Source organism: Candidatus Methanoprimaticola sp. MG2 (assembly GCF_047501175.1).
Classification (GTDB): Archaea; Thermoplasmatota; Thermoplasmata; order Methanomassiliicoccales; family Methanomethylophilaceae; genus Methanoprimaticola.
In genome coordinates this window covers 150,784-163,107 of the sequence record NZ_JBEQWH010000001.1, presented here as the reverse complement: position 1 = coordinate 163,107, position 12,324 = coordinate 150,784, and the positions used below count along the sequence as shown (strand labels likewise).

Annotated in this window: 15 protein-coding genes; 3 read left to right on the top strand and 12 right to left on the bottom strand. The window is 60.0% G+C overall.

Going from position 1 to position 12,324, the window contains the following annotated elements:
• Positions 1-72: 72 nt before the first annotated feature.
• Genes V5D86_RS00750 through V5D86_RS00730 form a run of 5 tightly spaced genes read right to left on the bottom strand, consistent with a single transcriptional unit; the run spans position 73 to position 4,165 of the window.
• Complete coding sequence (locus V5D86_RS00750) at positions 73-1,209, bottom strand: energy-coupling factor ABC transporter ATP-binding protein (RefSeq protein WP_414594787.1); 1,137 nt, start codon at positions 1,207-1,209, stop codon at positions 73-75.
• A complete protein-coding gene (locus tag V5D86_RS00745; protein WP_414594786.1) occupies positions 1,206-2,321 on the bottom strand; it encodes an energy-coupling factor ABC transporter ATP-binding protein in 1,116 nt (371 codons plus the stop codon). Before V5D86_RS00745 ends, V5D86_RS00750 begins: the two co-directional genes overlap by 4 nt.
• Positions 2,321-3,133, bottom strand: a complete 813-nt coding sequence (locus tag V5D86_RS00740) for an energy-coupling factor transporter transmembrane component T family protein (RefSeq protein ID WP_414594785.1) — start codon at positions 3,131-3,133, stop codon at positions 2,321-2,323. Before V5D86_RS00740 ends, V5D86_RS00745 begins: the two co-directional genes overlap by 1 nt.
• 10 nt (positions 3,134-3,143) lie before the next feature.
• Positions 3,144-3,482, bottom strand: a complete 339-nt coding sequence (locus V5D86_RS00735) for an energy-coupling factor ABC transporter substrate-binding protein (RefSeq protein WP_414594784.1) — start codon at positions 3,480-3,482, stop codon at positions 3,144-3,146.
• Positions 3,479-4,165: an energy-coupling factor ABC transporter permease gene (locus tag V5D86_RS00730; RefSeq protein WP_414594783.1), complete on the bottom strand. Its 687-nt coding sequence runs from the start codon at positions 4,163-4,165 to the stop codon at positions 3,479-3,481. Before V5D86_RS00730 ends, V5D86_RS00735 begins: the two co-directional genes overlap by 4 nt.
• A 350-nt stretch (positions 4,166-4,515) precedes the next feature.
• Between V5D86_RS00730 and V5D86_RS00725 the strand changes: the two genes are divergently transcribed.
• On the top strand, positions 4,516-5,514 hold the full coding sequence (locus V5D86_RS00725) for a hypothetical protein (RefSeq protein WP_414594782.1): 999 nt from the start codon (positions 4,516-4,518) through the stop codon (positions 5,512-5,514).
• Between the two features lie 26 nt (positions 5,515-5,540).
• Here the strand turns inward: V5D86_RS00725 and V5D86_RS00720 are convergent, their stop codons facing one another.
• Together V5D86_RS00720 and V5D86_RS00715 are read right to left on the bottom strand one after the other, a co-directional pair.
• On the bottom strand, positions 5,541-6,101 hold the full coding sequence (locus V5D86_RS00720) for a manganese efflux pump MntP family protein (protein ID WP_414594781.1): 561 nt from the start codon (positions 6,099-6,101) through the stop codon (positions 5,541-5,543).
• A gap of 23 nt (positions 6,102-6,124) precedes the next feature.
• Positions 6,125-7,042: a DUF1848 domain-containing protein gene (locus V5D86_RS00715; protein WP_414594780.1), complete on the bottom strand. Its 918-nt coding sequence runs from the start codon at positions 7,040-7,042 to the stop codon at positions 6,125-6,127.
• 117 nt (positions 7,043-7,159) lie between these two features.
• Here V5D86_RS00715 and V5D86_RS00710 point away from each other — a divergent pair, with 117 nt between their 5' ends.
• Both V5D86_RS00710 and V5D86_RS00705 read left to right on the top strand, forming a co-directional pair.
• Positions 7,160-7,630 (top strand): methylated-DNA--[protein]-cysteine S-methyltransferase, encoded by a 471-nt coding sequence (locus V5D86_RS00710; RefSeq protein ID WP_414594779.1) that lies wholly within the window; start codon positions 7,160-7,162, stop codon positions 7,628-7,630.
• Entirely contained in the window at positions 7,627-8,310 is a 684-nt protein-coding gene (locus tag V5D86_RS00705; protein WP_414594778.1) for a DNA alkylation repair protein, read from the top strand. The genes V5D86_RS00710 and V5D86_RS00705 overlap by 4 nt, the downstream gene beginning before the upstream one ends.
• Here the strand turns inward: V5D86_RS00705 and V5D86_RS00700 are convergent.
• From V5D86_RS00700 to V5D86_RS00680, 5 genes are read right to left on the bottom strand one after another with little or no spacing between them, the layout of a single operon-like run.
• Complete coding sequence (locus tag V5D86_RS00700) at positions 8,291-8,854, bottom strand: hypothetical protein (RefSeq protein ID WP_414594777.1); 564 nt, start codon at positions 8,852-8,854, stop codon at positions 8,291-8,293. The genes V5D86_RS00705 and V5D86_RS00700 overlap by 20 nt on opposite strands.
• Before the next feature lies 1 nt (position 8,855).
• Complete coding sequence (gene hypD, locus V5D86_RS00695) at positions 8,856-9,941, bottom strand: hydrogenase formation protein HypD (protein ID WP_414594776.1); 1,086 nt, start codon at positions 9,939-9,941, stop codon at positions 8,856-8,858.
• Positions 9,941-10,321 (bottom strand): hydrogenase maturation nickel metallochaperone HypA, encoded by a 381-nt coding sequence (gene hypA, locus V5D86_RS00690; RefSeq protein WP_414594775.1) that lies wholly within the window; start codon positions 10,319-10,321, stop codon positions 9,941-9,943. Before hypA ends, hypD begins: the two co-directional genes overlap by 1 nt.
• Entirely contained in the window at positions 10,242-11,033 is a 792-nt protein-coding gene (locus V5D86_RS00685) for an endonuclease III domain-containing protein (RefSeq protein WP_414594774.1), read from the bottom strand. Before V5D86_RS00685 ends, hypA begins: the two co-directional genes overlap by 80 nt.
• Positions 10,946-12,286, bottom strand: coding sequence for a bifunctional folylpolyglutamate synthase/dihydrofolate synthase (locus tag V5D86_RS00680; protein ID WP_414594773.1), 1,341 nt, complete (start codon positions 12,284-12,286; stop codon positions 10,946-10,948). Before V5D86_RS00680 ends, V5D86_RS00685 begins: the two co-directional genes overlap by 88 nt.
• Positions 12,287-12,324: the final 38 nt, after the last annotated feature.

Genomic DNA, 12,324 nt, shown 5'->3' with positions numbered 1-12,324 from the left:
ACCTGACTTTGTGAATATCATGGAATATGCCGATAATCTATCTGCTATCATAGGTAAGCACTCAATGAACGATTATTCGGACAGGATCGTGTAGTCTATGGGCTCCCCGAAGTCCGACATCTTCCAGATCTTCAGCTTCACCAGGTCTATGCAGTCCGGGTCGCATATCAGCAGGGAGTCCTCCCCGACCAGGACACGGGACATGCATGATTCGAACCCTCCGAATATGAAGTCCACGGGGAATCCGTTGGCGGTCGTCGCCCTGCGCGTGACGGACCCGAATATCCCCACGGAGTCGACCTCCTTGTTGAGCTCCTCCACCAGGTCGCGGTCGACGTGCTCGGACATCGGGAGGACCGTGAGGTTGCCCCTCTTCCCGTCCACCGCTTTGGCGATGAGCTCCGGCTCCGTCTGCGGATACGGCCTGGGGTCCTTCCCGCGCATCTGCGAGACGGTCTGGTTTATCTGGAACATGGAAGGCTGGAGGAGTCCCGCGGAATAGGTCAGGAGCGGATCGGAATAGAACCCCTCCTGCTCCCCGGAGTACACCTTCTCCCCTCCCCTGAGCACGTGGATCTCATCCGCCCACATGTATGCCAGATCCACATCGTGCGTCGAGATCACGATGTCGGTACCGCTGTGATGGAGCTGTTCAGCGAGCTCCATGACCTCCAGGGCCATCTGCGGATCCAGCCCGGCGGTGGGCTCGTCGAGGATCAGTATGTCCGGACCCATGGCGAGTGCGCCGGCGAGGGACAGCCTCTTCCTCTGCCCGTAGGACAGCTGGAGCGAGTTCCTGTCCCTGAGCTCCCAGAGACCCACCTGCTCCAGGGCGATGCGCGCCCTCTCGTCGACCTCCTCCTTGGGAAGCCCCATGTTCTTGGGTCCGTAGGAGGCATCGGCAATGACCGTCTGACCGAATATCTGGTCGTCCGGATTCTGGAGGACGACCGCGACATTGGAGCGGAGGGCCTTGAGCGCCTTCTTCCTGTATGACATGCTCTCGCCGCGATAGAGGACCTCTCCCTTGGAGGGCCTGCAGACGCCGTTCAGCTGATAGAACAGCGTGGACTTCCCGGCGCCGTTGGCTCCGAGGATCGCGGTCTTCACGCCCTTCTTTATGGTGAGCGACACCCCGTTCAGGGATGGCTTGGTGTTGTTGTCGTAATAGAAGACCACCGACCTGGTCTCCAGGATGGGCTCCGTCAAAGTATCACCTTCGGGCTTATGCCGTACGTGCCGAGACTCCTGACGCGCTCCGCCACAGGCTCCGCGATGGACGCATCGCAGTACAGCACCGTGTCTATGCCCTTGACGGCATCGATCATGCACATCTCCACCGCGTCGAAGACGTAGTCCGGATTGATCTCCGAATCCCTCATCGCCTTCTTCGCGGCGAACCCGTACGCCCCCGATGTCTGACCGTCGGCCTTCGAAGGGACCGACCCCTCCGCGACCGGGACGATCCTGACGACCCCGGGCTCGACGCTCCCGGACATCATCCGGGCGAGGAGCTGGCTGTTGGTCTTAGGGTAGGGGATCTCGTCCTGCCCGCGTATCTGCATCATGTACGAGTTCAACGAGAAGGAGTGGGGTCTGCACAGTCCCGCGAACGCGGTCTGCACCGGGTCCCTGAAGAATCCCTCCGGCATCCCCGAGTAGACCAGCCTCCCGAGCCTCAGCACATCGACGTCGTCCGCCCAGGCGTAGGCCAGGTCGACATCGTGGGTTGAGACTATGACACTGGTGCCGGTGAAGCACAGCTGATCTATCAGCTCCATGACCTCCTGGGACATCTGGGGGTCCAGTCCGGCGGTGGGCTCGTCGAGGATCATCACCTTCGGGTTCACCGCGAGGGCGCCCGCCAGGGACACCCTCTTCCTCTGCCCGTACGAGAGCTGCGTGGACGGACGGGAGCGGAATGCCGTCATCCCGACCATGTCCAGGGCATCGGTTATGCGTTCCTCGACCTCGTCCCTGGAGAGTCCGAGGTTCAGGGGTCCGAACGCGACGTCCTCCTCCACGGTGGACGAGAATATCTGCTCGTCCGGGTTCTGGACGACCACGCAGACCTCCGAACGGAGCTCCCTGAGCGCGTCCTTCGAATAGTCCAAGGGAACGCCCCTGTACAGGACCTCCCCGGACTGGGGCTTGAACACCCCGTTGAAATGGTAGAACAGGGTGGACTTCCCGGCACCGTTGGCTCCGAGGATCGCGGTGCGCCTGCCCTCCCCTATGGATATGGACACCTCCTTGACTGAAGGACGCTCCTGACGGGAATTGTACCTGTAGCTGATCTCATGGGTCTCCAGGATGGACATCAGGCCACCCCCAGGAGAGATGCCATGTCGATCAGGCCCTCCGTGTAATGCCCGAACACGTAGATCGCGGCCGCGAGGATGGCGATTGCGACGATCCATTTCAGCCCGACCTTGGCGGGCTCCTTGTAGACCGGGAAGTATCCCCTGTAGTTCCTGCAGTCCAGGGCGACCTGCGCCTTGTCCGATAGGTTCGTCGACTGGACGAATATCCCGACCGCGATGGACGCCACCGTGTTTATCTTGGTGCGGACCCCGTTGAATCCCATCCTGCTGTGCGCGGCATTCCACATCGCCTCCATCCTCTCGAGCAGGAGGAACGCGTAGCGGTAGATCAGGACGACGATCTCCGAGACCTCCACGGGCAGATGGATCTGCCTCAGGGCCAGCGAGATGTGCGGGATGGGGGTGGATGTCGCGAAGGCGAGCATCACGGATATGCCCGCGACCCCCCTGAAGAGGATGAGCCATGCCTCGTTGAAGCTGTCCACGGTCATATGGAAATGCATCCACAGGAAGTCCGTGTCCCAGATGACCTCCCCGGAACTGCCGGAGACGGAGATCATGCCGCATCCGAACACGAGGATCACAAATGCCTCCGCTATGGCGAGGGCTATAATGAAAGGGATTTTGAAATTGGTTGAGTAGGCCATCAGCCCGAGGCCGATGGCCAAGGTGACGAATGGTACCAGCATCGAATCGGTCACGATGTTGATGACCAGTACCACTATCACCAGAAGAAGTTTCCCTAGGGGTGCCCAACCGAGCATCCGAGAGCTGTACGCGAGCGCGTCCATCTGAGTCTGCTCGGACATCGGGACCCACTCATTCCGTCTTATCGGCAGCGGTCACTTCCGTGGCGTTGGAATTCGCTGCCTCCTTCTGACGAGTGTACCTTCCTATGAAATATCCGATGATCACGGCGCCGATGGCTGCCTGCAGTGCGAACAGGAGACTCTCGGTCTCACCGGGGAGCTCGTAGTCTCCCCAGATGCCGGAGGTCCAGGGCTCGTAGTCCGGGTCCTGCTCTCCCACGACGCCTTCCGCGGCATCGTCGGCTCCGCCGAACTCGAATCCTGCACCCGTGCCGTATGCGAGGGTCACTATGACCATGACCGCGATGATCGCGAACCCTCCGATGTAAACCATAGTATTCTTCTTCATGCGGATGAATCCTCCTTCTTCTTTCCGATCTTGGGCGCTCCCATGTCCTGGGCGATGTCGAAGATCTCGGGCTTGTTGTTCATGAGGTAAGTGGCGAACATGAAGAAAAGGATTCCTTCGATGATTGCGAGCGGGATCTGAGTGACCGCATAGTTGGACAGGAAGTTGACGAAGGCGTCGACGGACGCTCCGTGGTCGATGGCCATCTGGAATGCGGTGATTACGTATGTGAACAGGTTGGCGATGAGCGCCGCGCAGAAGAGACTGGCGGGAACGCCCACGTTGGCCCCCCTGAGGACGGACCAGAGCAGGACCGCTATGAAGGGGCCTGCGATACCCATGGAGAATATGTTCGCTCCGAGTGTAGTGAGTCCTCCGTGTGCGAGCAGAAGTGCCTGGAATATCAGGACGATCGTCGCGAGGAACGAGGTGGCGCATACCCCGTACAGGACGGCAGAGAAGCCTGTTCCGGTGGGGTGAGAGCTGGAACCCGTCACGGACGGGAGCTTCAGCGAGGACAAAAGGAAGATGAACGCTCCCGCAAGGGCGACGGTCATCTTCTGCTCTGGGTGCTGACGGACCAGATCGATGATTTTCTTGGCTCCCAATATTACGCACGGGATGGCGATGATGAACCACACCACACACCATTCCGGACTAAGGAACCCTTCCATTATGTGCATTTTTTCACCTTTGAAGCTTCCGAACACCTGACTGGGCGCTCTTCACTTGCCGGATTAACAATTCCAGTACTGATATTTCAATAGTTGGATAATTCATCCAATTGCACAGACACATACAATATATATCATGTATCAGAAATATACCCCCCTCCCGTATACTGGCACAGATTAGTCATTGTCAGAACTATAAAACAGAAAACTGATGTTGTCACGATCCGTATATCAGAAAATGTCCATATCTGCCATGATGCCAGACACCCGTAATAATAAACGTGGGACGTGAAATCCTACGACCCCCCAGTCAGGAAAAATAAGCAACCATATTATAGCCATAGCTGAATCCGACCTACATGGATTTCGTTCCCATGTCCTGCCCGTACTGCGGCAGGGCTGTCGATCCCATCGACTCCAGGAAATACGTTTGTAGCAGCTGCGGAAAGTTCGTCTACACCGACCGCGCGGACGTACGGGCGTTCATACGCCCCAGCGAGATAGAGGACCGCTTCAACGGCATCTTCGAATCCCTCGCCGATGGGAACGAAAAAAAGGCGATGGACATCGCAGGCGACCTCGTCGACTCCACGGACTGCTGCGACCACGACAGCCTCTTCATGAGAGGATACGTCTATGCGCAGATCGGAGAGGACGGGAAAGCGTTCACCGATTGGAAGAAAGGGCTCGAGATGCTCTCCAACGATGTGAACCTCGACGCCTATGTCTGCCTGATGAGCAAGGCCGTCTTCGACATGATCCTCCTGAAGGAGAGGGAGTTTGTCGAGTTCAACGTTCTCGGATACATCGACAAGCTCTGCGAGGAGACCGATGCGTCGACCGGGATGTCCTGCAAGGCATTCTTCTACTACACCGTGTACCGCGACTGCCTCAAGCATGTCACGGAACCGGACATCGACGACGTGAACATCCTGAAGGACATCATACCCAAGATCTTCAAAAGGGTCGTCGCGTACCACCGCGACTGCACGTGCCTGTCCCGCATCATCGCGGAATACCTCGACCACGTGGGATACAAGGCGGAGACGTTCGAAGAGGACGACAACGAGATCCCCCACGTGTACGACCTCATCCGCATCTGCCTGGACGAGCACGTCTCCAGGATGTCCGAGGAGGACAGGATCAGGGTCTTCGACCGCTGGGACGACAAATCCCTCAAGGAGAGCCTCGAACCCATGCTGGAGGCGATGGTGGAGCCGAAGAAGGGCATACTCAGCAAGATCCTGAAGAAGGACGCCATAGACGTCGCCGGACACGACGAGACCATCCACGCGTACGTGGACAGATATCTTCTGATAGACGGGCCCGAAGAGGAACCTGTCGCCAAGACGGAATGATCCGCATTGGGGTGCGTCCTCCGACCTCAGATGAACCCGAGGTGCTCGAACAGGATCTTGCATCCGATGGCTATGAGGATCAGGCCTCCCGCGATCTCGGCCTTGGAGCCGAACCTGTCCCCGAAGACACTCCCGATCCTGACACCCAGCACGCTTATCAGGAACGTCACCACGCCGATGATCAGCGCGGACGAGTAGATCGACCCCTCTGTCATCGCAAGGGTTATACCGACCGCGAGGGCATCGATGCTGGTCGCAACGGCGAGTACGAGCATCGTCCTGAACCCGGTGCTGGCATCTATCCCCTCCTCCTCGCCGGAAAGGCCCTCGCGGATCATGTTGACACCTATTACCGCCAGGAGTATGAACGCTATCCAATGGTCGAAGTCGGAGATCGTGTCGTACAGCGCATCCCCGAGGAGATAACCGATGACCGGCATCAGCCCCTGGAACACTCCGAACCACAGACCGATGACCAGCATGGACCTCACGGTGGGCTTCCCCATCGCCAACCCCTTGCAGATGGCGACCGCGAAGGCATCCATCGCAAGACCGATCGCTATGAGGAATACCGCGACGACGTCCATGTTGCACGGAGAGCGATACGGTATTAGAACTCATCGAGACGCGTGCAGTCGCGTCCGCGCGTATCCACTATGCGGTCCCTGGGCATCACCACACCCCGGAGCAGCTCGGAATCCTCACAGTACAGCCTCGCACGACGGTCCTTCGGGTCCGAATGGTTCGCATAGCAGTACACACAGTCGTGACCGCACGTATCGTAGTCCCCGATGTCCAGGGAGCGGACGCATCTGCAACCGTCCCGGATCGGAACACCTTGTGTCTCATAGGGTATGTTCAGAGAGCGCATCATGGCCGTGTCCATGCATCCCCTCGGCTCGATCCCATAGGCCGACAGGTCCGTCTTGGAACAGCAGCAGCTCAGTGTGAGCCCGTACTCCTCCGCCGTCCTGGAGGCCATCCTGCAGAAGCGGTCCCGCTCGGACTCATCCAATGCGCGGAACATGCCGGCCCTGGACAACAGCTTCCCATAGACGTCCACGAAACTGAACACGCAGCGGTCGGTCCACTCGGACGCCTCCCTGCACATCATGTCGAACTTCCGGGCATGGTATTCCATGCCTATGGTCCTGGTGAACAGGACGGGATCGTACCTCCACACCATCCTGTCCCTCCCGATGCGGTCGGCTATCCCGATGCACGAGTCGTTTATGTCCGCCTTGAACGGGACCCCTGGCTCCAGGTCCCTGCCATAGGGTGTGATGGTAACCTGGAAGACGTACATGTGGCCCATCGCACCCAGTTCCCCCAGGTACGGGACCATCGGTCTCGGGTCCTTGGTCATGAACTGTATGCAGTCCACGTTCCTGCGGGTGAGGTCTATGCGATGCAGCGTTGTGCGGGACACCGGATTCCTCACCAGGCAATGCCCGTCGCGCAGACGATTCATCATCCATCTGGAATGGAACGCCGGGATGTCGGTGCGGCGACTGGCACAGATGATCATGCAAATGAGATGGCACACAACGAAATCATCTTTGCGTCCGGCATAGGTCCATCTGCTGGCACTGCATGTGTCCGCGCAACGGCAGTGACAAATACAGCGAGGAGTCATCCCATCCACATGAGAGATCCCTGCATCCACTCTTTCATCACGATCATCGGCAGCGTCAGCGTTACCGAGGACGGGGAGGGCAACATAACAGGGGTCTTTCTGCCCAATCAGAACCTCCCCCCTATGGACGAGCGCGACTCGGACATACTCGTGGAAGCGGAGGCACAGGTCAACGAATACCTCTCCGGGAGAAGGACGCACTTCGACCTTCCGCTGTCGATCGAGGGCACCGGATTCAGGATGGCCGTCCTGGAGGCGATCTCGGAGATACCTTTCGGGGAGACCCGCCACTACAGCGACATAGCCGTATCGGTGGGAAGCCCCAGGGCATACCGTGCGGTCGGGACCGCATGCGCCGAGAACCCGGTCCCTCTGATAATCCCGTGCCATCGCGTCGTACCGATGACGGGCATAGGGAGATATGCGGGAGGGGTGTCCCTGAAGAGGAGGCTCCTGGACATGGAGTGCGAGAGGAGATGACGGATTACATCGCCGAACTGCACTCGCATGCCGAGCCGAAGCTGGCAGAGTTCTCGTCCAAGCTGAACCCGGGGAAGGGCGACGTCATAGGCGTCCGCATACCCACGATCAGGGAGATCGCGAAGAGGATAGTCAAGGACGATTGGAAGGCATTCCTGGACATAGAGCCGGAGTGCTTCGAGGAGGAGGTCCTGCACGGACTCGTGATCGCGACCGCTCCCATGGAAATCGAGGAGAGGATCGCCCTGACCGATGGGTTCCTGCACATCGTGGACAATTGGGCCACCTGCGACATATTCTGCGTCTCGTGGAAATTCAAGAAAGCGGATGCCGACCGTGCCTGGACCTACTTCTCATCGCTGATCGACTCGGATGACGAGTTCAGGATGAGGGTCTCCGTAGTGGCGAGGTTCAGCCTGTTCAAGGATGCGGGACATTCGAAGAAGCTCCTCGAGGACATAGCCACGCATGACCATCCCGGCTACTATTACAGGATGGGGAGCGCCTGGGCGGTGTCGACGATCTACGTCAGATGCCCGGAGCCGGTGGTGTCCCTGCTGGAATCGGGCCGCGTGGAGACCTGGACCCACAACAAGTCGATACAGAAGATATGCGAGTCCCGCCGTGTGACCGACGGGGACCGCATGTTGGTGAAAGGGCTCAAGCGCAGAGAAGCCTGATCTGCCTCTCTATCTCGTCCGCGTTCTCGTTGCCGACACGGGCGCCCCTGCGCTCCAACCAGGACCATCCGCGCCTCTCGCACTCGTCCCTGAACCTCTCCGACGTGACCGCGATGAGCCTCCCGTCGGGGATCTCGGCCTTCTCGAGGAACATGGCGAACATGTCGTTGGGGACGCACAGGACCACCTTGTCGAACGGCCTCATCAGGAACGCGGTCTGCTCGATGAAGTTGCGGGCCTCGTCCGCCGCCTCGTACTCGGCACGGTTGGACATCACGTTCGGGTAGTCGGTGATCTGGTAGTTCCCCGGGACGAACCCGAACTGAGTCGTTATGACCCCGAACGAGACGTCGCACAGCTTGCTGCCGTCCTCCTTCGTGGCGGTGTCGAGGCGCTTCACGAGGTTCTTGACCTCCGTTACGCGCCCGCCGAACATCTCCCATGGGGTCGCCAGCCTCCCCTTCTCCAGGAATACGGTGGAATCGTTCGTCACTATGAGGATCCTCTTGCCCATCCTCATCTCCGTGTACACGCTTCCGGACATGTCAGAGCCTCTTGGATCCGAGACGGTATGCGATCGAACAGTTCCCCTCGGCGGACACCATGCACGGTCCCATGGGGTTCATGGGCTTGCACACCTTCCCGAACATGGGGCACTGCTCGGACTTGATTATCCCCCTCAGCACGTCCCCGCACTTGCATCCGTGCGCCTCGGCCTCGACCTCGGGGGTCGTACTGAGGATGTCCTCGTGGACCTTCGTGGCGTCATGGCTCTCGAACTCGGGCCTGAGGGCCAATGCGCTCTTCTTTATGACCGGGAACCCGCGCCATGCGCGGTCCACCGGGGTGAACGTCTCCTCCATGAGCCTCATGGCCGCGGGGTTCCCCTCGGGACGTACGAGACGGGTGTACTCGTTCTCCACCTCTGCGCGACCCTCCTTGATCTGCTTGCAGAGCATGTAGATGGACATCAGCATGTCCAGGGGCTCGAAGCCCGCTATGACCTGCGGGACATGGTGCTGCTCGGACACGGGCTCGAACATGGCGGTACCGGTGATGACCGCGACGTGGCCGGGCATGATGAACCCGTCTATGCGGTTCTCCCCGAGGTCGAACAGGGTCTCGATGATCGGGGGGCAGATCCTGTGACAGCTATAGACGCTGAAGTTCTCCGGACAGTCGTCCCCATGGAGCGGCACGCACGTCGACGGGGCGGTGGTCTCGAACCCCACCCCGACGAACACCAGGTCCCTGTCGGGCTGGTCGCGGGCCATCTGGACCGCATCGTCTATGGAGTACACTATACGGACATCGGCACCGTCCGCCTTGGCCGAGAACAGGGAGCCGATCGTCGTGGGCACGCGCATCATGTCCCCGAACGCGGTGACGGTCACGCCGTTCCTGGCGAGGGTGATGGCGTCCGCGATCTCGTTGCTGGTGGTCACGCAGACGGGGCATCCGGGCCCCTGGGCGATCTGCACGCCGACATCGTTCAGCATCTCCTCCAGGCCGAACCTGACGATCGTGTCCTGATGGGTGCCGCAGATGTGCATGAGACGGACGTCGACGTCCATGGCACCGATGTGCTCCAGAATCTTCTTGGCTGTTGCCTCGTCCCTGTACTTGAACATCATTCGACCTCCTCGATATCCATGCACTTGACCGTGCACTCCATGCCCTTGACGACCTTGATGTCCCCCTTGCACTCAGGACAGGACAGGATCGGGACGGAGTGTGTCTCGTAATCCGGGTCGGTGAGCATGCTGACCGGCCCCCAGTATCCGCACGACTCGCATCTGACCTCGACCGGGACGTGCTCTATCACGAGCTCCGATCCCTCGAGGACCGTTCCGCGGGTGACGATCTCATACGCGAACTGCATCTGCTCGTCGCCAAGGTTCGTCAGAGCCCCGACCATGATGGTGACGGAATTAACCTTCTCCAGATTGTACTTGGACAGCTCGTCGATGACGGCATCGACGATACTCGTGACGACAGAAACCTCGTGCATCGGGACGGGTATCCGCCGTCTGGCTTATAACCAATCGGTTCTCGCCCGTCTTCCCCGGACCGTGTTCCTCGTAGTACTTGCAGTACCGGGTGACCTTGCACCGTTCGCAGTGGGGATGGTTCGGGAGGCAAGCGACCTGACCGTGACGGACCAGATAGCGGTTGATGTCGTTCCACCTGTCCTCGGGGGTGATCGCCATCAGGGCGTACTCCGTCTCCTCCGGGTTCCTAGTGCTGACGAGTCCCATCAGGTTCGAAATCCGGTGGACGTGCGTGTCCACGCACACGGACGGGATGCCCATGGCGTACGAGCGGACACAGGCCGCGGTCTTGCGGCCCACCATCGGCAGAGAGGTCAGCTCCTCCGTGTCGCTCGGCACGCAGCACCCGAACTCGTCCCGCAGGACCTTGCAGCACTCGACGATGGCGGCACCCTTCTGCTTCGGGAACCCGGCGGGACGCACGAGCTCCGCCACGACGGACGGGTCGGCCTCCGCGATCTCCTCTATCGAGTTGTACTCCCTGAACAGGTTGTCGGATGCCTTGCGCGTGTTGTCGTCCCTGGTGCGCTGCGAGAGTATCGTCGCTATCAGCACATGGAACGGGTCCGCCGGCCACTCCGGGTTCAATCCCTCCGAATTGCGCCCCGGATATGCTCCGCCCAGGTATTCCTTTGAGAGTATGTCGAGAATCGGGACGATCTTGCTATCCATTTCAGAACCCCCTCCGCCATGCGGAACGAACCGGTCACGAGGATCACCTCGTCCCCCCTGGCGTCCATCGCGGCGCCCATGGCCTCGGTCAACGAACGGTATGTCCCGTCGACCTCATGATACTTGCCCATGGTCTCCGCCACCAGATCCGCGGACATTGCCCTCGGGGAGTCGGGCTGCGTCGCGAAGACCTTGGAGCAGATGGGCGCGAGGGCCCGCGAGACGGCATCGACGTCCTTGTCCGACAGCATCCCGAAGACCAGCACCACCTTCCCGTACAGCTCGGACACGTCCCTTGCGAGGCACACGGCTCCCCCCGACGTGTGGGTCACGTCCACCACGATGGGGTGTGCCAGGAGCTTCTGCATCCTGCACGGCCAGCTGACCTCCTCCAGTCCGTCGAATACGTACGGCTCGATGCGGTCGCGGTAATCCCCGAGGAGCCTCACCGCCTCTATGGCCAGCACCGCGTTCCTGGCCTGATGCCTTCCTGGTATCCCGACCGTGTATGCGAACCCGCGATAGCCTATCTCCACCGAGTTGATGTTGCTCGAGACCACGGAGATCTCGGAGGGGTCCACCCTCAGCATAGGACAGCCGACCTCCTCCGAATGCCTCAGAAGATGCACGAAGACCTCGTCATCGTTCAGGGTGACGCACGGGACGCCGGGCTTCATGATGCCCGCCTTCTCCATGGCTATGCTCTCGATGGTGTCGCCCAGGAACCTGGTGTGCTCCATGCCGATGTTGTTGATCACGGTCACGTCCGGCACTATCACGTTCGTGGCGTCCAGACGGCCCCCCATGCCCACCTCCATGACGGCGATCTCGGTCGAGACGGTCTTGAAGAACAGGAGCGCGGCGGCGGTCAGGACCTCGAAGCTCGTGCACTCCCTGCCCTCCCGGGCCATCGCGTCCGCATGCACGCGGACATCCCCGAGTATCTGCTCCAGGTCTGCATCGTCGATCTCGTTGCCGCAGAGCCTTATGCACTCGTTGACCCTGGAGATCTCCGGAGATATGAACGAGCCCACGGTCATCCCCGACCTCACGAGTATGGACTCGATCATCGCACACACGGACCCTTTCCCGTCGGTTCCCGCGACGTGTATGAACCTTACATGGTCCTGGGGCCTGCCCAACCTCTCCAAAAGCTCGATCTCGTTGTCCAACCCAGGCCTTATGCCTCTCGAGGACAGATTCCCGTACCATAGAACGTTGGGCCCGGCCGCCATCTTCTCCCCCTTCGGCATGACGGCTCGGCTTATATGGGTAACGCCATCCCCGGAGC

What these genes read in the sequence shown, in the direction of transcription:
- V5D86_RS00745 (WP_414594786.1), bottom strand. Translation starts at nt 2,321, where the DNA reads ATGTCCATCCTGGAGACCCATGAGATCAGCTACAGGTACAATTCCCGT.
- V5D86_RS00740 (WP_414594785.1), bottom strand. Translation starts at nt 3,133, where the DNA reads ATGTCCGAGCAGACTCAGATGGACGCGCTCGCGTACAGCTCTCGGATG.
- V5D86_RS00735 (WP_414594784.1), bottom strand. Translation starts at nt 3,482, where the DNA reads ATGAAGAAGAATACTATGGTTTACATCGGAGGGTTCGCGATCATCGCG.
- V5D86_RS00730 (WP_414594783.1), bottom strand. Translation starts at nt 4,165, where the DNA reads ATGCACATAATGGAAGGGTTCCTTAGTCCGGAATGGTGTGTGGTGTGG.
- V5D86_RS00725 (WP_414594782.1), top strand. Translation starts at nt 4,516, where the DNA reads ATGGATTTCGTTCCCATGTCCTGCCCGTACTGCGGCAGGGCTGTCGAT.
- V5D86_RS00720 (WP_414594781.1), bottom strand. Translation starts at nt 6,101, where the DNA reads ATGGACGTCGTCGCGGTATTCCTCATAGCGATCGGTCTTGCGATGGAT.
- V5D86_RS00715 (WP_414594780.1), bottom strand. Translation starts at nt 7,042, where the DNA reads ATGATCATCTGTGCCAGTCGCCGCACCGACATCCCGGCGTTCCATTCC.
- V5D86_RS00710 (WP_414594779.1), top strand. Translation starts at nt 7,160, where the DNA reads ATGAGAGATCCCTGCATCCACTCTTTCATCACGATCATCGGCAGCGTC.
- V5D86_RS00705 (WP_414594778.1), top strand. Translation starts at nt 7,627, where the DNA reads ATGACGGATTACATCGCCGAACTGCACTCGCATGCCGAGCCGAAGCTG.
- V5D86_RS00700 (WP_414594777.1), bottom strand. Translation starts at nt 8,854, where the DNA reads ATGTCCGGAAGCGTGTACACGGAGATGAGGATGGGCAAGAGGATCCTC.
- hypD (WP_414594776.1), bottom strand. Translation starts at nt 9,941, where the DNA reads ATGTTCAAGTACAGGGACGAGGCAACAGCCAAGAAGATTCTGGAGCAC.
- hypA (WP_414594775.1), bottom strand. Translation starts at nt 10,321, where the DNA reads ATGCACGAGGTTTCTGTCGTCACGAGTATCGTCGATGCCGTCATCGAC.
- V5D86_RS00685 (WP_414594774.1), bottom strand. Translation starts at nt 11,033, where the DNA reads ATGGATAGCAAGATCGTCCCGATTCTCGACATACTCTCAAAGGAATAC.
- V5D86_RS00680 (WP_414594773.1), bottom strand. Translation starts at nt 12,286, where the DNA reads ATGCCGAAGGGGGAGAAGATGGCGGCCGGGCCCAACGTTCTATGGTAC.